At 71.4% G+C, this 20,326-nt stretch carries 24 protein-coding genes and 1 tRNA gene; 16 read left to right on the top strand and 9 right to left on the bottom strand.

Going from position 1 to position 20,326, the window contains the following annotated elements; translation table 11 throughout:
* Window positions 1-16: 16 nt before the first annotated feature.
* The gene (chrA, locus tag VO99_RS03455) at window positions 17-1,408 is read right to left on the bottom strand and encodes a chromate efflux transporter (protein ID WP_046111396.1); all 1,392 of its coding nucleotides are present in this window, start codon (window positions 1,406-1,408) and stop codon (window positions 17-19) included.
* A gap of 94 nt (window positions 1,409-1,502) precedes the next feature.
* Here chrA and VO99_RS03450 point away from each other — a divergent pair.
* Window positions 1,503-1,579: transfer RNA gene (locus tag VO99_RS03450), tRNA-Val, on the top strand.
* Window positions 1,580-1,657: 78 nt separating this feature from the next.
* On the opposite strand, the gene VO99_RS03445 is transcribed toward VO99_RS03450, so the two are convergent.
* Both VO99_RS03445 and VO99_RS03440 read right to left on the bottom strand, forming a co-directional pair.
* Window positions 1,658-2,185 (bottom strand): C40 family peptidase, encoded by a 528-nt coding sequence (locus VO99_RS03445; protein ID WP_232315252.1) that lies wholly within the window; start codon window positions 2,183-2,185, stop codon window positions 1,658-1,660.
* Window positions 2,186-2,212: 27 nt separating this feature from the next.
* Window positions 2,213-3,235 carry a MerR family transcriptional regulator gene (locus tag VO99_RS03440; protein ID WP_083440332.1) on the bottom strand — a complete coding sequence of 341 codons (1,023 nt, stop codon included), beginning with the start codon at window positions 3,233-3,235 and terminating at the stop codon, window positions 2,213-2,215.
* Between the two features lie 100 nt (window positions 3,236-3,335).
* On the opposite strand from VO99_RS03440, the gene VO99_RS03435 reads away from it, so the two are divergent.
* Genes VO99_RS03435 through VO99_RS03420 form a run of 4 tightly spaced genes read left to right on the top strand, consistent with a single transcriptional unit; the run spans window position 3,336 to window position 5,803 of the window.
* Complete coding sequence (locus tag VO99_RS03435) at window positions 3,336-4,490, top strand: NAD(P)/FAD-dependent oxidoreductase (RefSeq protein ID WP_083440331.1); 1,155 nt, start codon at window positions 3,336-3,338, stop codon at window positions 4,488-4,490.
* 43 nt (window positions 4,491-4,533) lie between these two features.
* Window positions 4,534-4,848, top strand: coding sequence for a high-potential iron-sulfur protein (locus VO99_RS03430; protein ID WP_046111395.1), 315 nt, complete (start codon window positions 4,534-4,536; stop codon window positions 4,846-4,848).
* Window positions 4,848-5,075: a DUF2256 domain-containing protein gene (locus tag VO99_RS03425; protein ID WP_083440348.1), complete on the top strand. Its 228-nt coding sequence runs from the start codon at window positions 4,848-4,850 to the stop codon at window positions 5,073-5,075. Before VO99_RS03430 ends, VO99_RS03425 begins: the two co-directional genes overlap by 1 nt.
* Window positions 5,072-5,803 carry an SDR family NAD(P)-dependent oxidoreductase gene (locus VO99_RS03420; RefSeq protein WP_046111394.1) on the top strand — a complete coding sequence of 244 codons (732 nt, stop codon included), beginning with the start codon at window positions 5,072-5,074 and terminating at the stop codon, window positions 5,801-5,803. Before VO99_RS03425 ends, VO99_RS03420 begins: the two co-directional genes overlap by 4 nt.
* Before the next feature lie 13 nt (window positions 5,804-5,816).
* On the opposite strand, the gene VO99_RS03415 is transcribed toward VO99_RS03420, so the two are convergent.
* From VO99_RS03415 to modA, 4 genes are read right to left on the bottom strand one after another with little or no spacing between them, the layout of a single operon-like run.
* Window positions 5,817-6,650 carry a TOBE domain-containing protein gene (locus VO99_RS03415; RefSeq protein WP_046111393.1) on the bottom strand — a complete coding sequence of 278 codons (834 nt, stop codon included), beginning with the start codon at window positions 6,648-6,650 and terminating at the stop codon, window positions 5,817-5,819.
* Window positions 6,647-7,363: an ATP-binding cassette domain-containing protein gene (locus VO99_RS03410; RefSeq protein ID WP_046111392.1), complete on the bottom strand. Its 717-nt coding sequence runs from the start codon at window positions 7,361-7,363 to the stop codon at window positions 6,647-6,649. Before VO99_RS03410 ends, VO99_RS03415 begins: the two co-directional genes overlap by 4 nt.
* 10 nt (window positions 7,364-7,373) lie before the next feature.
* A complete protein-coding gene (modB, locus tag VO99_RS03405; RefSeq protein WP_046111391.1) occupies window positions 7,374-8,048 on the bottom strand; it encodes a molybdate ABC transporter permease subunit in 675 nt (224 codons plus the stop codon).
* Entirely contained in the window at window positions 8,048-8,806 is a 759-nt protein-coding gene (modA, locus tag VO99_RS03400) for a molybdate ABC transporter substrate-binding protein (RefSeq protein ID WP_046111390.1), read from the bottom strand. Before modA ends, modB begins: the two co-directional genes overlap by 1 nt.
* A 291-nt stretch (window positions 8,807-9,097) precedes the next feature.
* Here modA and VO99_RS03395 point away from each other — a divergent pair, with 291 nt between their 5' ends.
* The 6 genes from VO99_RS03395 (at window position 9,098) to VO99_RS03370 (ending at window position 14,898) form a co-directional block, all read left to right on the top strand.
* On the top strand, window positions 9,098-10,153 hold the full coding sequence (locus VO99_RS03395) for an SAM-dependent methyltransferase (protein ID WP_046111389.1): 1,056 nt from the start codon (window positions 9,098-9,100) through the stop codon (window positions 10,151-10,153).
* On the top strand, window positions 10,150-10,950 hold the full coding sequence (locus VO99_RS03390; protein WP_046111388.1) for a DUF1295 domain-containing protein: 801 nt from the start codon (window positions 10,150-10,152) through the stop codon (window positions 10,948-10,950). Before VO99_RS03395 ends, VO99_RS03390 begins: the two co-directional genes overlap by 4 nt.
* Window positions 10,947-11,612: a DUF6134 family protein gene (locus tag VO99_RS03385; RefSeq protein ID WP_052736067.1), complete on the top strand. Its 666-nt coding sequence runs from the start codon at window positions 10,947-10,949 to the stop codon at window positions 11,610-11,612. Before VO99_RS03390 ends, VO99_RS03385 begins: the two co-directional genes overlap by 4 nt.
* A gap of 93 nt (window positions 11,613-11,705) precedes the next feature.
* Complete coding sequence (phaR, locus tag VO99_RS03380; RefSeq protein WP_083440330.1) at window positions 11,706-12,263, top strand: polyhydroxyalkanoate synthesis repressor PhaR; 558 nt, start codon at window positions 11,706-11,708, stop codon at window positions 12,261-12,263.
* 30 nt (window positions 12,264-12,293) lie between these two features.
* Window positions 12,294-13,691 carry a 30S ribosomal protein S12 methylthiotransferase RimO gene (rimO, locus tag VO99_RS03375; RefSeq protein WP_046111386.1) on the top strand — a complete coding sequence of 466 codons (1,398 nt, stop codon included), beginning with the start codon at window positions 12,294-12,296 and terminating at the stop codon, window positions 13,689-13,691.
* Between the two features lie 7 nt (window positions 13,692-13,698).
* Window positions 13,699-14,898, top strand: coding sequence for a PLP-dependent transferase (locus VO99_RS03370; RefSeq protein ID WP_046111385.1), 1,200 nt, complete (start codon window positions 13,699-13,701; stop codon window positions 14,896-14,898).
* Here VO99_RS03370 and smpB read toward each other — a convergent pair.
* Window positions 14,895-15,449, bottom strand: coding sequence for an SsrA-binding protein SmpB (gene smpB, locus VO99_RS03365; RefSeq protein WP_083440329.1), 555 nt, complete (start codon window positions 15,447-15,449; stop codon window positions 14,895-14,897). The two genes, VO99_RS03370 and smpB, sit on opposite strands and share 4 nt — an antisense overlap.
* A 3-nt stretch (window positions 15,450-15,452) precedes the next feature.
* On the opposite strand from smpB, the gene VO99_RS03360 reads away from it, so the two are divergent.
* The 4 genes from VO99_RS03360 to VO99_RS03345 all read left to right on the top strand — a co-directional run bounded on the left by VO99_RS03360 (window position 15,453) and on the right by VO99_RS03345 (window position 18,100).
* Window positions 15,453-15,899: a type II toxin-antitoxin system RatA family toxin gene (locus tag VO99_RS03360; protein WP_046111383.1), complete on the top strand. Its 447-nt coding sequence runs from the start codon at window positions 15,453-15,455 to the stop codon at window positions 15,897-15,899.
* Window positions 15,886-16,191 (top strand): RnfH family protein, encoded by a 306-nt coding sequence (locus VO99_RS03355; RefSeq protein WP_046111382.1) that lies wholly within the window; start codon window positions 15,886-15,888, stop codon window positions 16,189-16,191. The genes VO99_RS03360 and VO99_RS03355 overlap by 14 nt, the downstream gene beginning before the upstream one ends.
* 116 nt (window positions 16,192-16,307) lie before the next feature.
* Complete coding sequence (locus VO99_RS03350) at window positions 16,308-17,231, top strand: esterase/lipase family protein (protein WP_052736066.1); 924 nt, start codon at window positions 16,308-16,310, stop codon at window positions 17,229-17,231.
* The gene (locus tag VO99_RS03345) at window positions 17,228-18,100 is read left to right on the top strand and encodes a lipase chaperone (protein WP_046111381.1); all 873 of its coding nucleotides are present in this window, start codon (window positions 17,228-17,230) and stop codon (window positions 18,098-18,100) included. Before VO99_RS03350 ends, VO99_RS03345 begins: the two co-directional genes overlap by 4 nt.
* Before the next feature lie 15 nt (window positions 18,101-18,115).
* Here VO99_RS03345 and VO99_RS03340 read toward each other — a convergent pair whose 3' ends face one another.
* Window positions 18,116-18,619, bottom strand: coding sequence for a DUF4124 domain-containing protein (locus VO99_RS03340; RefSeq protein ID WP_046111380.1), 504 nt, complete (start codon window positions 18,617-18,619; stop codon window positions 18,116-18,118).
* A 132-nt stretch (window positions 18,620-18,751) separates the two neighbouring features.
* Between VO99_RS03340 and guaB the strand changes: the two genes are divergently transcribed.
* The gene (gene guaB, locus VO99_RS03335; RefSeq protein ID WP_046111379.1) at window positions 18,752-20,221 is read left to right on the top strand and encodes an IMP dehydrogenase; all 1,470 of its coding nucleotides are present in this window, start codon (window positions 18,752-18,754) and stop codon (window positions 20,219-20,221) included.
* The last annotated feature ends 105 nt before the right edge of the window (window positions 20,222-20,326 follow it).

The following is a 20,326-nucleotide window of genomic DNA, read 5'->3' as shown; positions in this document are numbered from 1 at the left end:
CCGACGCCCGCGTGCGTCAGCGCAGCAGCGTGAGCAGCGCGCCGGCCGCGCCGCTGGCCAGGATCACCGGGATCACGCCCACGCGCCCGCTGAACAGCGCGATGGCGGCCAGCCCGCCCAGCACCGCGGCCACCGGGTCGAAGCCCTGCCACATGCCACCGGCCACGCCCTGCGGCCACAGCACATGCTGCGCGAAGAACACCGCCAGGTTCACGATCACCCCCACCACCGCGGCGGTGATGGCGGTCAGTGGTGCGGTGAAGCCCAGCTTGCCGTGCGTGGTCTCGATGAAGGGCCCGCCCAGCAGGATGAAGCAGAACGAGGGCAGGAAGGTGAACAGCGTGACCACGCACGCGCCTGCGATGCCGGCCAGCGCCAGCGCATCCGGCCCGAACAGGGCGCGGCCCCAACCGCCGACGAAGCCGACGAAGGCCACCACCATGATCAGCGGGCCGGGCGTCGTCTCGCCCAGCGCCAGGCCGTCGATCATCTGGGTGCCGGTGAGCCAGCGGTAGTCGTCCACCGCGCCCTGGTAGACATAGGGCAGCACCGCATAGGCCCCGCCGAAGGTCATCAGCGCAGCCTTGGTGAAGAACCAGGCCATCTGCGTCAAGGCGCCATCCAGCCCGAAGCGCGCCGCCAGCGCACCGAAGGCCAGCAGCCACAAGCCGATGAACGCGGCCAGCACCAGGCCGAAGCGCCGCCAGGTGAAGCGTGCATGCGCCGGCGTCGGCGTGTCGTCGTCGATCAACGCCGGCGCCTGCGCCACCGGTGCGGATGCGCCAGTCGGTGCATGGCCGGCCGCACGTGGCATGAAGGAATCCGGCGACCAGCGCCCACCCAGGAAGCCGATGCCGGCGGCCGCGGCGATGATCAGCGGAAACGGCAGGTCGAAGGCGAATAGCGCGACGAAGGCTCCGGCCGCCAGCGCCCACATCCAGGCATTGCGAAGCACCCGCGACCCGATGCGCCACGCCGCCGCCAGCACGATGGCCGTCACCGCCGGCTTGATGCCGTACAGCACACCGGCCACTGCCGGCACCTGCCCATGCGCCAGGTACAGCCAGGACAGCCCGATCAGCAGCAGCAGCGACGGCAGCACGAACAGTCCACCGGCCACCAGGCCGCCTGCGGTGCGGTGCATCAGCCAGCCGATGTAGGTGGCCAGCTGCTGCGCTTCCGGTCCGGGCAGCACCATGCAGTAGTTCAGCGCATGCAGGAAGCGCCGTTCAGAGATCCAGCGCCGGCGCTCGACCAGCTCGGCATGCATCAGTGCGATCTGCCCGGCCGGCCCGCCGAAGCTGACGAAGCCCAGCTTGAGCCAGAAGGCAAAGGCCTGGGCCAGCGATACCGGCGCAGGGCCGGAGCCGGCCGCGGCGGAAGAGGGCGGGGCGGGGGTGTTGGACATCGGCCGCGAGTGTCGTTGTTTTTATGTTGAGCACCGTGCGGCGCAAGCCGCTTGCCAGCGCTTCGAAACGTCTGCTATAGTCACAGGCTTCCCCAGGCGCGTAGCTCAGCTGGTTAGAGCACCACCTTGACATGGTGGGGGTCGTTGGTTCGAGTCCAATCGCGCCTACCAACACTGAAACCCGGTAACTCTTGAGAAATCAAGGCTTACCGGGTTTTTCGCGTTCCGAACTTCGTTTTCGGCCCTTCACTACAGCGGCCTGCGGTAGCCAATCAACCGGCTGGACCAGTAACCCTCGGCAAGCCGTGCCAGGCTCACCGTGCCGCCGGTGCTGGGCGCATGCACGAAGCGGCCCTGGCCCACCAGGATGCCGGCATGGCTCGCGTCGCCGCGGCTGCCGAAGATGGCGAGGTCGCCCGTGCGCACGAAGCTGGGATGCACGGGCTGCCCCCACAGGCTCATCTCGCGCACGGTGCGCGGCGTGGCCAGCCCCGCCGCGCGGTACACGTACATGATGAGCCCGCTGCAATCGAAGCCGCCCTCGGGCGTGTTGCCGCCATAGCGGTAGGCGGTGCCCACCAGGCCCAGGGCCAGGACCGTGGCGTCCTGCGCCTGCTCGTCGCTCATGCGCGAAGGACGGGGCGGCGTGGCCGGCACCACCGGCGGGCCGCCTGCGCAGCCGGCCAGCAGTCCGGCCGCAAGCCAGGCGGCGGCGGTGCGGCGGTCCACGGTTGGGCGGGCAGGGCGGGCGTGGTTCATGTCGTGGGCATTCGTCATGTCGCGGTGGATGCTAGCGGCGTGGCCTCAGGGTGGCAGCAGCAGGCCTTCATGGCGGGCCACATGCTCCAGCGCCGCCTCGAAGCGGGCGCGCGCCGTGGCGGCCATGTGGCGCAGGCCGCGATGCAGCTCGGCATCCTCGGGGCTGCGGTGCTCGCACTCGGCGCTGTAGGCCTCGAAGTGGGACAGCTGCATCAGCAGCTCCGCCACGTGCCGTGGACATTCGCAGGCGATGGTGGTGGACAGTCCGGCGAATTCGGCCAGCGCCTCGTCGTCCCAGCGGCGGGGCGTGGCCGCTGCGGCGGGATCGTCCCAGCCACCGGCGACCGCGGCAGCAGACGGCGCCGGCCCGGCCAGCGAGCCGCACCAGGCGGCCAGCCATTGCGCCAGCACCGTGTCGCTCTGCGGCTCGCGCAGCAGCCAGGCGCCTGAATCCGCTAAGGCGGCGGCCGTGGTCTCGGCGGCGAAGCGGTACAGCAGTGCGCAGGGCCGGGTGGTGGACGGGGCGGCGTCCGCATGCAGGCGCGGCTGTTGCATCAGCACCGCATCGGCGGGTTGCCGTGGCCGATCGGCCTCCGCCTGCGCGAGGTCGTCGAAGGGCCCCAGCCACTGCACCGCCCGACCCAGCCGCCGCTGCAGCGCCGGCTGCTGCAGCCGCTGGAACAGCGCCCCGCCCACCACTTGCACCCTGAAGACCCGCGCTGCGTTGGCCATGGGCGCCGCGGCGGCCAGTGGCCCGGGCTGCAGCGCGATGGGCCGGGCCGCCAGTGCGCTGGCGTGGGTGGCCGCCACCTGCTGGAGCTGCGCCATGTCCAGCAGCGCCAGGCTGCCGATGGCATGGCCGGCGTCCACCAACTGCTTGAGCAGCGCCAGGCGACGCACGTCGTCGGCGGAGTACAGCCGCTGGCCGCTGGGCGACAGCGCGGGCTGGGTCAGGCCGTAGCGCCGCTCCCACACGCGCAAGGTGGCGACCGGCATGCGCAGCATGCGCGCCACCGCACCACTGCGGTGGCGGCCGCCGGCATCGACAGGGGAGGCGTGAGAGGCCATGACACGTATTGAATCGGCTTTGAATCGCATTAGCGGACACGGCCGCTGGGCCATGCGCAGGTTGAAGCGATTCTGACGCCGATGTGCGTACCCTTGCAGCATGTTTTTGAAGACACAAGGCATCGAAGTGGCGGTCATCGGTGCCGGCATCGCCGGCGCCAGCTGCGCCCGTTGGTTGGCCGAGAGCGGTTGCCGGGTGCAGGTGATCGACAAGTCGCGCGGCATGGGCGGGCGCCTGGCCACGCGGCGCTTGCAGTGGACGGACACCGAAGGCCGGCTGCAGACCACCGTGCTCGACCATGGCGCGCCGGGCTTTGCGGCGCAGGGCGAGCCCTTCCAGGCCTGGGTGGCCACCGCGGTGCAGGCCGGCGTGCTGGCGCCGTGGCGGCCCACGCTGGCACCCGGCAGCCGTCCGCTGGACGAGCCCGGCCCGCTGTACATCGGCCTGCCGGACATGCCGGCCGCCTGTCGCTGGCTGTTGCAGCACCTGCCGTTCACGCCGAACGCAACGGTGGAGCGCTTGCGCAAGACACCGGCCGGCTGGCTGCTGGAGGGCAGCGGGCCGCTGCCCACGCAGGCTTTCGATGCGGTGGTGCTGGCGCTGCCGCCGGCCCAGGCGGCGCCCCTGCTGGCCGAATACCGGCGCGACTGGGCCCAGCGCGCCGCGATGGCCCTGATGCAGCCTGGCTGGACCCTGATGGGCGTTTCCGACGCACCGCCTGGCATGCCGGCCTGGGATGTGGCGCGGCCGCAGCACGGGCCGCTGGCCTGGGTGCTGCGCCATGCGGCGCGTCCAGGCCGCCAGGCGCCGGCCGGCGAGGCGCACTGGGTGCTGCATGCCCGCGCCGGCTGGAGCCGCCAGCAGCTCGAGCAGCCGCCTAGCCAGGTGCAGGCCGCGCTGCAGGCGGCGCTCCAAGGCTGGCTGCAGCAGCCGCTGGCCTGGCGCCATGCCGTGGTGCACCGCTGGCGCTACGCGCTGCCGATGACCACCGGTGGCGAGGTGGACGCCAGCTGCTGGTGGGACGCCGCCCAGGGCCTGGGTGCCTGTGGCGACTTCCTCGGCGGCGGTGGCGTGGAGGCGGCCTGGGCTTCGGCCCGGGCGCTGGTGCAGGCCATGCGGCATGCACCGCAGACCCGCAGCACCGCACAGGCCACCGCCGCAGGCCGCGCCGCCGCGCCCGCTCTGGACACCTCCGCCGACGCCTGCCGCGCCGGCACCGACATGCCGCCGCAGGGCCATCCGGCCGCGGCATGAAGCACCGCTTTCTTCACGCCCCCAGCCATCGCAAGGAGCTTCCATGAACCACTGCAACCCACCACGCCGCGTCTTCCTCATTGGCCTGGCCGCCTCCACCGCCGGCCTGGCCGCCGGGCCGGCGGCCGCCCAGGCCATGGTCGACGAGAAGGACCCGCAGGCCACCGCCCTCGGCTATGTGGCCGACGCCAAGCGCGTGGACACCAAGAAGTACCCCAAGTACGCCGCCGGCCAGGTCTGCGGCAACTGCGCGCTGTACCAGGGCAAGCCCACCGACAAGGCCGCCGCCTGCCCGTTGTTCGCCGGCAAGCAGGTGGCTGGGCCCGGCTGGTGCAGCGCCTGGGCCAAGAAGGCCTGATGCCGCGGCGCGCGATGTCCCGCCACGTGTTGCCGCAGGACGCGACCGCGCCTGCCAGCGGCTTCCGCGGCAACAAGGCCGCCCTGCCCAGCAAGCCGTGCGCGGCCTGCGGGCGGGCCATGAGCTGGCGCAGCCGCTGGGCACGCTGCTGGCCGGAGGTGAAGTTCTGCAGCCAGGCCTGCCGCCGCCAGCGCGGCGGGCCACATCCCCAGGAAGGCACGCCATGAAACCCATCGCCCTCGTGACCGGTGCCAGCGGCGGCATCGGGCGCGCCGTGTCCGCCCGCCTGCAGGCCCAGGGCTGCGTGGTGGTGGCCGTCGGGCGGGATGCCGCGCGCCTGGCCGAACTGCCGGCCGTGCTGCGCCTGGCCGCCGACACCACCACGCAGGAAGGCGCCGCGCAGGCCATCGACGGCTGCCGCCAGGCGCTGGGCGCGGCGCCTACCCTGCTGGCGCATTGCGTGGGCAGCGTGCTCATCGCCTCGCTGCCGCGCACCAGCGTGCAGGCCTACCGCGAGGTGATGCGTGTCAACCTGGACAGCGCGGTGTTCATGCTGCAGGCCTGGCTGGCCGGACTGGAAGGCGGGGCGGGCGCGGCGGTGTTCGCCAGCTCGGTGGTGGCCCGCATCGGCGTGGCCAACCATGAGGCCATCGCCGCCGCCAAAGGCGGGGTGGAGGCCCTGGTGCGCAGCGCCGCGGCCACCCATGCCGGGCAGGGCGTGCGGGTGAATGCCGTGGCCCCGGGCATGACCGACACGCCGATGACGGCCTCGATGCTCAAGGTGCCGGCGATGCGGGAAGGCGCCGCCCGCCAGTACCCGCTCGGCGGCATCCAGGTCGCCGACGACGTGGCCGGCGTGATGGCCTGGCTGTTGAGCGAGGGTGCCGCGCGGCTGACCGGCCAGGTGATCCCGGTGGACGGCGGCTTCACCAGCGTGCGGCCGCTGGTGAAGTAGCGGCCCGGCAGGCTCAGGCCGCCACGGCCACGATCACGCTGGAGGCCTTGAAGAAGGCCATCGCGCGGCTGCCCACGACCAGGCCCAGGTCGCGCACGCTGGCTTCGGTCACCACCGCGGTGACCGCGCCGCCGGCATCCAGCGCCAGCGTCAGCTCGCTGTTGACCGCGCCGGTGCGCAGGCCCTGCACCGTTCCGGCGAACTGGTTGCGCGCCGACAGCCGCAGGCCGTGGTCCTCGGCCGCCAGCAGCACCGACGACGACTTGACCAGCGCCAGTGCCGTCATGTTCAGCCGCAGGCCCAAGGAGTCGGTGCTGTCGCGGGTGAGCACCGCCACGATGCGCGGGCCGCCGGGCACGGTGATCTCCACCTCGTCGTTCACCGCGCCGGCGCGCACCGCGGTCACCTGGCCGACGAACTGGTTCCGGGCGCTGGTCTTCAAGATCATGATCCTCGTCAGCGAGAAGTCGGCCTCCAGGTCGAAGGCCTGCTCGTCCAGCAGCCTGAGCAGCCGGCGGTGCACCGCGTCCACCTCCTGGTAGCGCTGCAGCAGCCGCAGGCCGTGGCCGGTCAGCCGGGTGGAGCCGCCGCCGCGGCCGCCGGCGCTGCGGTCCACCAGCGGCGCGCCGGCGGCCTGGTTCATCGCCTCCACCGCGTCCCAGGCGCCCTTGTAGCTCAGGCCCACCGCCCGTGCCGCCTGGGTGATGGAGCCGTGCTCCGCCACCGCCCGCAGCAGGGCCATGCGGGTTTCGCCGCCCAGCCGGCCGACGGGGCTGTCCACCCACAGCTCGCCGCCCAGGTGCAGCGGCTGGCGGCGCCTGCGGGCCGGGCGCGGGCCGGCGGTCATCGCGCCACCTCGGCCCACACGGCCTGGGCGGCCTGCGCCGCCGGCACCAGGCGGCCGGCCTGCATGTGCAGCACCTCGCCGGCCAGCAGCGCGGCATCCTCGTCGTCATGCGTGATAAGCAGCGTGGGGATGTCGATGTCGGCACGCAGGTCGCGCAGTTCGCGGCGCAGGTGGGCGCGCAGCGGCTTGTCCAGCGCAGCGAAGGGTTCGTCCAGCAGCAGCGCGGCGGGCTCCGCGGCCAGCGCGCGGGCCAGGGCGGTTCGCTGGCGCTGGCCGCCCGAGATCTGGTGCGGCTGGTGGTCGGCGATGGCCGTGAGGTGGAAGGCGCGCAGCCAGCGCTGCACCGTGTCGTCGGGCCATGCGCGCTGCGGATTGAGCCAGCCGCCGCGGCGGGCGAAGCCGATGTTCTGCCGCACCGTCAAGTGCGGGAACAGCGCGTAGTCCTGGAACACGTAGCCCAGGCGGCGCCGCTGCGCCGGCAGGCTGAAGCCGCTGGCGCTGTCGTGCAGCAGCCGCCCGGCCACCTGCACCCGGCCGGCGTCGGGGCGGGCGATGCCGGCGATCATCTTCAGCGTCTGCGACTTGCCGGCGCCCGAGGGGCCCACCAGCGCCAGGTGCGGCTGGGCGGTGGCAAAGCGCACGTCCAGCGTGAAGCGGCTGCCCTGGTGGACCAGTTGCCGCTGCAGGCTCACGTCCCAGGTGGGCTGCGTCATGGCCAGGCCCTCAGCCCCGTAGCGGCAGGCGGCCGGGCAGCAGCCGGCCGGCGGCCAGCAGCACCGCGATGCAGGTGAGCGAGGTGACGGCCACCAGGAAGTTGGCAGCGTCGTCCTGGCCGGCCTGCACCGCCTCGTACACCGCGATGGACAAGGTCTGCGTCTTGCCCGGGATGCTGCCGGCCACCATCAGCGTGGCCCCGAATTCGCCCAGCGCCCGCGCGAACGACAGCAGCAGCCCGGCCAGGATGCCGCGCCAGGCCAGCGGCAGCGACACGCGGAAGAACACCGCCGCCTCGCCGATGCCCAGCGTGCGGGCGGCGTCTTCCAGCTGCGGGTCCACCGTTTCGAAGGCGGCGCGCGCGGCCTTGAACACCAGCGGAAATGACACCACCGTGGCTGCGATCACCGCCGCCTGCCAGGTGAAGATGAGGCGAATACCGAAGGTGGACAGCAGCCAGCCGCCCAGCGGCCCCTGCGTGCCGATGAGCACCAGCAGGTAGTAGCCCAGCACCGTGGGCGGCATCACCATCGGCAGCGTGAGCGCGGCGTCCAGCAGGTCGCGCCCCGGAAAGCGCCAGCGCGCCAGCGCATGGCCGGCGGCCACGCCCAGCACCAGGTTGATGGCCGTGGCCCAGCCCGCCACCTTCAAGGTGAGCAGCAGCGGCACCCAGGCGTCGCCCATCACGGCGCGCCAAAGCCATGGCGGGCCAGCACTGCCTGCGCCGGCGGCGTCAGCAGCCAGTCGGCGAACTGCCGCGCCAGGGCCGGCTGTGCGCTGGCCGACACCGGCGCCACCGGGTACAGCACCGGCTGCGGCGTGGCCACGCGCAAGGCCACCTGCACCTTGTCGGGCAACAGCGCCGCATCGGTGGCGTAGACGAAGCCCGCATCCACCTCGCCGCGGGCGACGTAGTCCAGCGCCTGGCGTACGTTCTGCGCGCCGATCATCTTGGGCTGCACCGCCTGCCAGTGGCCGGCGGCCTCCAGCACCGATTGGGTGTAGCGCCCGACCGGCACGCTGGCCGGCAGGCCGATGGCGATGCGCTGGTAGGCCGGCTGGGCCAGATCGGCCAGGGTGCGTGGCCGCAGCCTGCTGGCCGCGGGCACCACCAGCACCAGGCTGTTGGAAGCGAAGGCCCGTGCCTGGCCCGCCGCCACCAGGCCCTGGGCCTGTGCCTGGTTCATCGTGTGCGCGTCGGCGGTGGCCAGCACATCCACCGGCGCGCCACGGGCGATCTGCTGCAGCAGCATGCCCGAGGCCGCGAAGTTGAACTGCAGCCGGGCGCCGGGATGCGCCGCCTCGAAGGCCGGAGCCAGCGCGGTGAAGGCCTGGTTCAGGCTGGCCGCGGCAGAGACGGTGAGCTGCTGCGCCGCTGCGGTGCCGGCCAGCGCCAGCAGGCTGAGCAGCAGGGCGATCGAAGGCAGGGTGGAGCGCCGCATGGCAGTGATGGGGGTGGCAGGGCTGTAAAGCAAACTATATATCCTGCCTGTTGGCACGACGGCGCCAGGAGGTGCGTCACGCATCGCACGCGCTATGTAGTGGCCTGCATGACGACGACAGGCGCGAGGCCGAATGCCGTCCAAGGCTTTTGTCGATTGGCGCCATCAGCCCGCCGCCAGCGCTTACCCTTATGCGCCCGCATCCGGGCCCGTCCGGGCTGCGTAGCGTGCTGCGGTACGGGGCATGCAGAGCGGCCTCGGTCCTCGTCTTGAACCAGAAAGGGAGTTGGCATGTCATCTCGCGCGCGTGTCGCGGTGGGTTGGGTGGAGCAGGGCCTGGTGCCCGATTCGGTGGTGCGGCTGGGCATCCGCCGGCTGCTGAAGGAACGGCTGGACGAGATCGGCGACCGCGACCCGGAACGCGCGGCCGAGGCCACCACCGCCTTCGTTCGGTCGCTGGGCCAGGCGCCGGTGGCGCTGCTCACCGACAAGGCCAACGAGCAGCACTACGAGGTGCCGGCCGCCTTCTTCCAGCAGGTGCTGGGGCCGCACCTGAAGTACAGCTGCGGCTGGTGGCCCGACGGCGTGGCCACGCTGGCCGAGTCGGAAGCCGCCGCGCTGCGCGCCACTTGCGAGCGCGCCGGCCTGGCGGACGGCCAGAACGTGCTGGAGCTGGGCTGCGGCTGGGGTTCGCTGTCGCTGTGGATGGCCCAGCACTACCCCGGCAGCCTGGTCACCGCGGTGTCCAACTCGCGATCGCAGCGTGCGCACATCGAGGCCCAGGCCCGTGAGCGCGGCCTGCGCAACCTGCGCGTCATCACCGCCGACGTCAACCACTTCCACACCGAGGACCGCTACGACCGCGTGGTGTCGGTGGAGATGTTCGAGCACCTGCGCAACTGGCCGGAGGCCTTCCGCCGCGTGGCCGGCTGGCTGAAGCCCGACGGCCGCTTCTTCATGCATGTGTTCGCCCACCGCGCCACGCCGTATGAATTCGTGGAGCGCGACGAGACCGACTGGATGAGCCGCCACTTCTTCTCCGGCGGCATGATGCCCAGCGACGACCTGGTGCTGCATTGCCAGGACGACCTGAGGCTGCAGCAGCGCTGGCGCTGGAACGGCCGCCACTACGCCCGCACCGCCGAAGCCTGGCTGTCCAACATGGACGCCGCGCGGCCCGCGCTGTGGCCGCTGTTCGAACGCACCTACGGTGCCGACGCCGCTGTGTGGTGGACCCGCTGGCGGCTCTTCTTCATGTCGGTGGCCGAGCTGTTCGGCTACGACGACGGCAACCAGTGGTGGGTCAGCCACTACCTGCTGGCACCGCGCCAGGCCCCGGCCCGATGACGACGCTGCAGGTGGCTGCGGGCGGCCTGGCCGCGGCGGTGGTGCTGGCGGTGCTCACCTGGCTGGCCAGCGTGGTGCGGCATGACGTGAGCCTGGTGGACCGGGTCTGGTCGCTGATGATCGTCGCGGTGGGCCTGGTGTTCGCCTGGCAGCTGGGCGCGACCGATCCGCGCACCGTGGCCATGCTGTTCATCGGCGCGCTGTGGGCGCTGCGGCTGGCGGCCTACATCAGCTGGCGCAACTGGGGCCATGGCGAGGACCGGCGCTACCAGGCCATCCGCGAGCGCAACCAGCCGTACTTCGCGGTCAAGAGCCTGTACCTGGTGTTCGGGCTGCAGGCGGTGCTGGCCTGGATCGTGGCGCTGCCCTTCCTGGCGGCGGCGCTGGGCGCACTGGGCAATGCCCGCGACTGGGAAGGGCTGGACACCGTCGGCGCCGCCATCGCCGTGGCCGGGCTGCTGTTCGAGGCCGTGGCCGATGCGCAGATGGCCGCCTTCAAGGCCCGTGACGCCAATACGGGCCAGGTGATGGACCGCGGACTGTGGCGCCATTCGCGCCATCCGAACTATTTTGGTGAATGCTGTGTCTGGTGGGGCCTGGGCCTGATGGCGCTGGCCGCCGGCGGCTGGTGGGCGCTGCTGTCGCCGCTGCTGATGACGGTGCTGCTGCTGAAGGTGTCGGGGGTCACCCTGCTGGAGAAGGACATGCATGAACGCCGCCCGGGCTACCGGGATTATGTCGCCCGCACCAATGCCTTCATTCCGGGCCCGCGCAAGCCGCCGCGGCCAGGCGCATGAAGGCCGCCGCCTCGTGGGCCGCCGTGCTGTTGCTGGCCGGTGCGGCCCAGGCCTCCACGCCACCGCCCGGCGCGGCGCGCACGGCGGTGACGGCCAGCCCGGCCGAATGGCACTTCGAGGTGCAGCTGGATGGCAAGCCGGTGGGCGAGCACCGTTTCAGCCTGAGCGCCGAGGGCAGCGAGCGCCGGCTGCGCAGCATCGCCAGCTTCGACGTGAAGCTGCTGGGCATCACCGTCTACCGCTACCGGCATGAGGCCCGCGAGCGCTGGAAGGGCGACTGCCTGGCCGAGCTGGAAGCCCGCACCGACGCCAACGGCAAGCCCACCACCGTGAGCGCCCGGCTGGAGCCCGAAGGCCTGCGCGTGAGTGCGCCGGCCGGCATGGCGGCGCTGCCGGCCTGCACCATGACCTTCGCCTACTGGCACCCGGCGCTGCGCCGCCAGGCCCAGTTGCTCAATCCGCAGACCGGCCGCAACGTGGCGGTGCAGATGGTGCCGGTGGGCACCGGCATGATCGACGTGCGCGGCAGCGCGGTGCCGGCGGAGCACTGGCGGCTGACGGGCGACGAGTCGCCTATCGAGCTCTGGTACACGCCCGGCGGCGAGTGGCTGGCGCTGGATGCCACGGTCAACGGCCGGCGGCTGAGCTACCGCCTGCGCTGATTGCTGCACTGCCGCGGGAAAACCCCCCGCGGGCTCAGGCAGGGCCCCCCTAGAATCTTTTCGATACCGTCCATCCGATCAGGAGTTCCCTGCATGGCTTCCCCTCGCCGCGGCGTGTCCGCGGATGCTGCAGACGCCGGCACCGCCGCCGGCGACGGGCCGCGCGTCCTGAAGAAATACCCGAACCGCCGGCTGTACGACACCCAGACCAGCAGCTACATCACGCTGGCCGACGTCAAGCAGATGGTGCTGGCCGTCGAGGCCTTCGAGGTACGTGACGCCAAGACCGGCGAAGACCTGACCCGCAGCATCCTGCTGCAGATCATCCTGGAGGAGGAGAGCGGCGGCGTGCCGATGTTCTCCGAGCAGATGCTGGCCCAGATCATCCGGTTCTACGGCCACAGCATGCAGGGCATGATGGGTGCGTACCTGGAGAAGAACCTGCAGACCTTCGTCGAGCTGCAGAAGCGCCTGGCCGGCCCCGCCACCTTCACGCCCGAGATGTGGACCCAGTTCCTCAGCGGCCAGGCACCGGGCATGCAGGGCCTGATGGGCACCTACCTCGAGCAGTCGAAGAACCTGTTCAACCAGATGCAGGAACAGATGGCCAAGGCGGGCACGCTGTTCCCGGGCTTTCCGCCGAAGCGCTGACATCCGCAGGCGATGCGGGACAATCCGGGGATGAACCTCCCCGTTTCGCCCGCCGCGCCCACCGCCGGCGCTGCCGCCCCCAAGATCGGCTTCGTCAGCCTCGGCTGCCCCAAGGCCCTCACCGATTCCGAGCTCATCCTCACGCAGCTGCGTGCCGAGGGCTACGACACCAGCAAGACCTTTGCCGGGGCCGACCTGGTGATCGTCAACACCTGCGGCTTCATCGACGATGCCGTCAAGGAGAGCCTGGACACCATCGGCGAGGCCCTGGCCGACAACGGCAAGGTGATCGTCACCGGCTGCCTGGGTGCCAAGGCCGGCAGCGACGGCGGCAACCTGGTGCGTGCGGTGCACCCCAAGGTGCTGGCCGTCACCGGCCCGCATGCCACGCAGGAGGTGATGGACGCGGTGCACATCCATGTGCCCAAGCCGCACGATCCCTTCGTCGACCTGGTGCCGCCGCAAGGCATCAAGCTCACGCCCAAGCACTACGCCTACCTGAAGATCAGCGAAGGCTGTAACCACCGCTGCACCTTCTGCATCATCCCCAGCATGCGCGGCGACCTGGTCAGCCGCCCGGTGGGCGACGTGCTGGGCGAGGCGAGGGCGCTGTTCGAGGCCGGCGTGAAGGAGCTGCTGGTCGTCAGCCAGGACACCAGCGCCTATGGCGTGGACGTCAAGTACCGCACCGGCTTCTGGGACGGCAAGCCGGTCAAGACCCGCATGCTCGACCTGTGCGAGAAGCTGGGCGAGCTGGCTGCGCAGCACGGCGCCTGGGTACGGCTCCACTACGTGTACCCGTATCCGCACGTGGACGAGGTGCTGCCGCTCATGGCCGCGGGCCGCATCCTGCCGTACCTGGACGTGCCCTTCCAGCATTCGCATCCCGACGTGCTCAAGCGCATGAAGCGCCCGGCCAGCGGCGAGCGCAACCTGGAGCGCATCGCCCGCTGGCGCGAGATCTGCCCCGAGCTGGTGGTGCGCAGCACCTTCATCGCCGGCTTTCCGGGCGAGACGGAAGAGGAGTTCGCGCACCTGCTGAACTTCGTGCAGGAAGCGGGCATCGACCGCGCCGGCTGCTTTGCCTATTCGCCGGTGGAAGGCGCCACTGCCAACGAGATCGCCAACCCGGTGCCCGCCGAGTTGCGCGAGGAGCGGCGCTCGCGCTTCATGGCCGTGGCCGAGCGGGTGTCGGCCGAGCGGCTGCAGCGCCGCGTGGGCGCCACCATGCAGGTGCTGATCGACAGCGCGCCGGCGCTGGGCCGCAAGGGCGGCCTGGGCCGCAGCTATGCCGACGCGCCGGAGATCGACGGCACCGTGCGCCTGCTGCCGCCGCAAAAGGCCTCGAAGACGCTGAAGGTGGGTGACTTCACCAAGGCCCGCATCATCGCCGCCGAGGGCCACGACCTCATCGCCATGCCCATCTGACGCCACCATGACCGACCGCGCCGATTCCCCCGACCTCGACCACCGCGCCACCGAGCTGATCCACCATCCGTACCAGCCGCCGGCGGCCTTCGCCGCGCCCACGGCGGGCGTGTTCAAGGCCTCGACCATCTACTTCGAGAACACGGCGGCGATGCGCAGCAGCCGCTGGATCGACAAGTCGGCCTACACCTACGGCCTGCACGGCACGCCCACCACCTTCCTGCTGGAAGAGCGGCTGGCCACGCTGGAAGGCGGCACCCATGCGCTGCTGGTGCCCAGCGGCCTGGCCGCCATCACGCTGGTGGACATCGCGCTGCTGAAAGCCGGCGACCAGGTGCTGCTGCCCGACAACGGCTACGGCCCCGGCACCCGCTTCGCGAAGGAAGACCTGGCGCGCTGGGGCATCACGATGGCGCTGTACGACGCCCTGGACCCGGCCTCGCTGGCCGCGGCCATCACGCCGGCCACCAAGCTGGTGTGGACCGAGGCGCCGGGCTCGGTCACGCTCGAGTTCCCCGACCTGCCGGCGCTGGTTCGCACCGTGCGCGAGAAGGCGCCGCAGGCGCTGGTGGCGCTGGACAACACCTGGGGCGCCGGCCTGGCCTTCAACGCATTCGACGCCGGCGTGGACATCACCATCCATGCGCTCACCAAGTACCCCTCGGGCGGCGGCGACGTGCTGATGGGCTCGGTGGTCTACCGCGACCATGCGCTGCATCCGAAGCTGGCCTGGGCCCGCGCCCGGCTGGGCCTGGGCGTGGGCGTGAACGACGTCGAGGCCATCCTGCGCTCGCTGCCCTCCATGCCGCTGCGTTATGCCGCGCAGGATGCCGCCGGCCGTGCCTTCGCGCAGTGGTGCCAGGGCCGGTCCGAGTTCAAGCGGGTGCTGCATCCGGCCCTGCCTGAATCACCCGGCCATGCCCACTGGAAGGCGCTGTGCAAGGCCGCTGCCGGCCTGGTGACGGTGGAGTTCGACCCCGAGCGCTTCAGCCCGGCGCAGGTCGATGCCTTCGTCGATGCGCTGCAACGCTTCAAGATCGGCTGGTCCTGGGGCGGGCCCGTGAGCCTGGCGGTGCCGTACCAGGCCGCGGAGATGCGCAGCCTGCCCACGCCGTACCGGGGCACGCTGGTGCGCTTCTGCCTGGGGCTGGAAGCGGTGGAAGACCTGATCGCCGACGCGCAGCAGGCGCTGCAGCGTCTGGGCTAGGCCTTCGGCGACGAGACCTTGTGCCGCATCAGGCGGCCCTTCTCGCGTTCCCAGTCGCGCTTCTTCTCGGTGTTGCGCTTGTCGTGCTCGGCCTTGCCCTTGGCCAGCGCGATCTCGGCCTTCACGCGGCCGCCCTTGTAGTGCAGGTTCAGCGGCACCAGCGTGAAGCCGCGCTGCTCCACCTTGCCGACGAGACGCTTGATCTCGTCCTTCTTCATCAGCAGCTTCTTGGTGCGGTCGGCCTCGGGGCTGACGTGCGTGCTGGCGGTGCGCAGCGCATTGATGCGGCAACCGATGAGGAACAGCTCGCCATCGCGGATCAGCACGTAGCCATCGGTGAGCTGCACCTGGCCGGCGCGCACGGCCTTGACCTCCCAGCCGTGCAGCACGATGCCGGCCTCGTACTGCTCCTCGAGGTGGTATTCGAATCGGGCTCGGCGGTTCTCGGCGATGTTGCTCATGGGGCGGCTTGCTTTCGAGTTCTGGTGCGGACTTCGTGATCCGCTGCAGGCAAAAGTGGGGGCGCAGCGGCCGCCTACAATCCGGGCCATTCTATGAAGCACGTGAAAAAGTCTGTCTTGCTGTGGTACTCGCCGCAGGAGATGTACGAGCTGGTGGTGGCGGTGGAGGACTACCCCAAGTTCCTGCCCTGGTGCGAACAGGCCGAGGTCCTCACGCGGGACGACAGCGGCATGACCGCGCGACTGCACCTCAAGTACCTGGGCCTGCGCCAGGCCTTCACCACCCGCAACCTCAACGTGCCGGGTGAATCGGTGCGCATGAGCCTGGTGGACGGTCCGTTCTCCATGCTGGAAGGCACCTGGCTGTTCAAGCCGGTGGGGCAGGGCGACCAGCAGGCCTGCAAGATCGAGTTCGACATCCAGTACACCTTCAGCAGCCGCGCCCTCAGCGCCGCGGTGAGCCCGGTGTTCGACCGCATCGCCAACACCTTCGTCGACAGCTTCGTCAAGCGCGCCGAAGCCGTGTATGGCAAGCGCTGACGACGCTGCGCCGCTGCGCATCGAAGTCGTCTACAGCCCTGCCGCCGACCAGACCGACCGGGTGATGCTGCGGTTGCCGGCCGGCTCCACCCTGCGTGAAGCCGTGCTGCAAAGCGGCCTGCCGGCGCGCCATGGCCTGCGGCTCGAAGCCTTGAAGCACGGCATCTGGGGCCGCCTGGCGCCGCCCGACCAGCCGCTGCGCGACCGCGACCGCATCGAGCTGTACCGGCCGCTGCAGGTCGATCCGAAGGAAGCGCGGCGGCTGCGCTACAAGGGCCAGCGGCGCGGATGAGCAGATCGCGTTGTATCGGCGTCAAAGGCGACGGGGACCACGCCGGCCGCGAATAACCTTCGGTCTTCCACGCGCCGGCGGTGATGGCGCACTGACTCCATCGCCCTGGAACCCTCGTGAAATCGCGCTTCGTCGCCCTGTTGCTGGCCGTGCTGCCGGCCGTGCTGCCGGCCTCCTGCCACGCCGACGGCTACACCCGGACCCGCCATCCCATCGTGCTGGTGCACGGCCTGTTCGGCTTCGAACGGCTGTTCGGCACCACCGACTACTTCTACGGCATCCCCGAGGCGCTGCGTGCCGGCGGTGCGCAGGTGCTGGTGGTGCAACTGTCCCCCGCCAACGACACCGTGCTGCGCGGCGAAGCGTTGCTGCGCCAGCTGCAGTGGTGGCAGGCCACCTATGGCCACGCGCGCTTCAACCTGATCGGCCACAGCCAGGGCGGCAGCAGCGCACGCTACGTGGCGGCGGTCGCGCCGGCGTTGGTGGCTTCGGTCACCACCATCGGCACGCCGCATCAGGGCTCGGCCAGCTTCGATGCGTTCCTGGCCCTCACGGGCGCGACTGGCACCACCGCGCTCGGCGGTGCCGCGGTGGGTGCCCTCGGTGGCCTGGTGAGCCTGTTCGCCGGCAGTGCCGCGCCCATCGACGGCCTGGCCGCGGCGCAGTCCCTGTCCAGCCGCGGGGCGCAGGCCTTCAATCGGCTGTTTCCGCAGGGCGCCCCGAGCATGCCGTGTGGCCAGGGCCCGGCGTTGGTCAACGGGGTGCGCTACTACGCCTTCGGTGGCCGTGGGGCGGCCACCAACCTGCTCGATGCCACCGACGCCATCCTGGTCACCGGTGCCACCGCCTTCCTCGGCGCGGCCAGCGATGGCCTGGTGAGCCCCTGCTCATCCCGGTGGGGCCAGGTGATCCGCGACGACCTGCCCTGGAACCACTTCGACCAGGTGAACCAGAGCTTCGGCCTGCGCGGCCTGTTCACGCCCGATCCGGTGGCGGTCTACCGCGCCCATGCCAACCGCCTGAAGGGGGCGGGCCTGTGAAGTGGCGCGTCGTGGGCGCGCTGGCCTTGGTCGTGGTCGGCGGGTGGCAGCTGCAGCAGGGCTTGCGCCAGCAGACGCCGCCGGCCGTGCCCCCGCCATCGCCTGCGCCAGCCGCGGCACAGGAGCCGCCCGACACGGCCGCCGCGCCGCGGCCCGCAGCGGCTTCGGATGCAGCCGACTGGGCCCGGTGGCTGGCCGGTTCGTCGCTGCGGGGCACCGAGCCCGATGCCGATTGGACGGTGGGTGCCGACGGCCGGCTGCGGCCCGATCCGGCGCTGCGCCGGCGGCTGGACCACTACCTTGCGCTGCAGGGCGAACTGCCGCTCCAGCGACTGCGCGACGCCTTGGTGGACGAGGTGGCGCACCGCCACGGTCCACAGGCGGCGACCGACCTGCGGCAGCTGTGGGCCCGCTACCTGGCGCTGGCGCAGTACCGCTGGCAGACGGTGGCCGATCCTTCCCGCCCCGAGACACTGGCCGCCGCCCTGGCCGAACGCACCCGGGTGCGGCAGCAGCTGCTGGGCCCGGCCATGGCCGAAGCCTTCTACCGCGAGGAGGACGACCGCCTGCGTGCCACCATCGCACGGCTGAACGGCGGCGCCGGGCCCAGCTTCGCGTCGTTGGCGCCGCTGGCGCTGCATCCCGAGCCGCTGCCCGATGCGCCGATGCAGCAACTCGCCCTGCAGCAAGGCTGGGCGGCCTGGGAGCAGCGGCTGTCGGATGCCCACTCGGAGCAACTGCGCCTGCAGGCGCAGCCGGGCCTGTCGGCCGCGCAGCGGGCAGCGGCGATGCAGGCGCACCTGGATGCGCACTTCAGCGCCGCCGAGCGGCCGCGGGTGGAGGCGCTGTTGCGCCTGATGCCGCGCTGAGCCGGCGTCAGCCGTTCAGCGGCACTCGCTGGCCGCCACCTGCCGGGCGCGCTGGGTCTCGGCGCCGAGCTGCTGGTCGTCCAGGAACTCGCGCTCGCCCTTCTCGTTCACGCGGGCGATGCGCAGGCCGCTTTCCAGCTGCCGCAGCGCTTCCCGCGCGCGGTTGCAGTTCTCCACGCGCTGGCTGGACTGGCGCGTTTCCTCGGCCTTCTTTTGCGCGGCCTGTTCCTCATCGGCGCGGCGCTTGCGCGCCTCCAGCTCGGGATCGACACGCGCAGCCGGCACCGAGGCGGCGGGCGAAGCCGGCGCCGCAGGTGCCGTGGTGGCACCCGGGGCCGCGGGCCGAGGCGTGGGCGCGGCGGCAGGGCGCTGGATGACGTTCTTGTCGGGGATGTCGCGGGGCGGCGGCAGGTCGCTGGCGTGCACCTGGCCGCGGCTGTCCTTCCACACCCACTGGGCCCGTGCGGCGGAGGACATCAACACGGCGGCGGCACACAGCACGCCGGTGGTCACGAACATTGAGGGTCGATGCATAAGGCGCCGTACTCAGGCCGTGAAACGGATAACCGCGCAGTGTAGCGGGCCGGTGGGGTGCAACAGGACGATGCCGCGAGCCTCCCTATAATCGCGCTTTGCGACTGGAGCTTTCTCATGCGCCTTCTTGGCAAAGCCCTCACCTTCGACGACGTGTTGTTGGTGCCAGCGTTCTCGCAGGTCCTGCCCCGCGACACGAGCCTCTCGACCAAGCTGTCCCGCAACATCGCGCTGAACCTGCCGCTGGTGTCCGCTGCGATGGACACCGTCACCGAAGCCCGGCTGGCCATCGCGCTGGCCCAGGAAGGCGGCATCGGCATCGTGCACAAGAACCTCACGGCCAAGCAGCAGGCGGCCGAGGTGGCGCGCGTCAAGCGCTATGAATCCGGCGTGCTGCGCGACCCCATCACGATCGGCCCCGACATGACGGTGCGCGAAGTCATCGCGCTGTCGGAGCAGCATGGCGTGTCGGGCTTTCCGGTGGTGCAGGGCAAGACGGTGGTGGGCATCGTCACCAACCGCGACCTGCGCTTCGAGACCCGCATGGACGTGCCGGCGCGCCAGATCATGACGCCGCAGGACAAGCTCATCACCGTCAAGGAAGGCGCCTCGCTGGCCGAGGCCAAGGCACTGATGCACCAGCACAAGCTGGAGCGCGTGGTGGTGGTGGGCGAGGGCTTCGAGCTGCGCGGCCTGATGACCGTCAAGGACATCACCAAGCAGACGACCTTCCCGAATGCCGCGCGTGATGCGCAGGGCAAGCTGCGCGTGGGCGCAGCGGTGGGCGTGGGCGACGGCACCGAGGAGCGCGTGGAACTGCTGGTCAAGGCCGGCGTTGACGTGCTGGTGGTGGACACCGCGCACGGCCACAGCGCCGGCGTGATCGACCGCGTGCGCTGGGTCAAGAAGAACTACCCGGGCGTGGACGTGATCGGCGGCAACATCGCCACCGGTGGCGCCGCGCTGGCGCTGGTGGAAGCCGGCGCCGATGCAGTCAAGGTCGGCATCGGCCCCGGCTCCATCTGCACTACCCGCATCGTCACCGGCGTGGGCGTGCCGCAGATCATGGCCATCGACGGCGTGGCCACCGCGCTCAAGGGCACCGGCGTGCCGCTGATCGCCGACGGCGGCGTGCGCTACTCGGGCGACCTGGCCAAGGCCATCGCCGCCGGCGCCAGCACCGTGATGATGGGCAGCGCCTTTGCCGGCACCGAGGAGGCGCCGGGCGAGGTCATCCTGTACCAGGGCCGCAGCTACAAGAGCTACCGCGGCATGGGCTCCATCGGCGCGATGCAGCAGGGCTCGGCCGACCGCTACTTCCAGGAAGGCGCCACCAGCAACCCCAACACCACCAAGCTGGTGCCGGAAGGCATCGAGGGCCAGGTCCCGTACAAGGGCTCGGTGGTGGGCATCATCTTCCAGATGGCCGGCGGCCTGCGCGCCTCCATGCACTACTGCGGCTGCGCCACCATCGACGAGATGCAGAGCAAGGCCGAGTTCGTCGAGATCAGCACCGCCGGCATCCGCGAGAGCCACGTGCACGACGTGCAGATCACCAAGGAAGCGCCGAACTACCGCGCGGAATGACCATGGACGCCGACGCTCGCAAGCCGGGCACGCCGCCCGGCATGCCGAGCGCCGGGCCGCCCCCAGCCGGCCCGCGCCCTCTTGGCGGGCCGTCGGGCGTACCCG

It is taken from the genome of Aquincola tertiaricarbonis (genome assembly GCF_000969605.1).
Lineage (GTDB): Bacteria > Pseudomonadota > Gammaproteobacteria > Burkholderiales > Burkholderiaceae_C > Aquincola > Aquincola tertiaricarbonis.
Note: the sequence above shows the minus strand (reverse complement) of the source record. Positions and strands in the feature narration are given on the sequence as shown.